At 42.2% G+C, this 249-nt stretch carries 1 pseudogene; it reads right to left on the bottom strand.

The window, feature by feature from the left end:
• Window positions 1-249 (bottom strand): annotated as a pseudogene (locus MTCD1_RS19905) (transposase); the annotation flags it as partial.

The following is a 249-nucleotide window of genomic DNA, read 5'->3' as shown; positions in this document are numbered from 1 at the left end:
GGTACACCCATCTTCAAGATTGGCTTGTTTAGCGATAGTTTCATTTAAAATACGCATAAACCAACTGATATCCATCAGGCGCTGACGGTAAACCTTGGTGGTTTGTTCGACGACTTGTTGTAGTGTGTCAATGAGTGGCTCACCCCGTAAATATTGCTGGGTTAGCAAGGTACCTTTAAATAACCGATGCCAACGGCTAATCACTTCATGCATTGTCCATGACTTAGCTTGCTGCTCATCAATAAATAA

Origin of the sequence: Colwellia marinimaniae (assembly GCF_002207865.1) — a bacterium.
GTDB classification, from domain to species: Bacteria; Pseudomonadota; Gammaproteobacteria; order Enterobacterales; family Alteromonadaceae; genus Colwellia; species Colwellia marinimaniae.
This window is presented reverse-complemented; position numbering and strand designations above follow the sequence as displayed.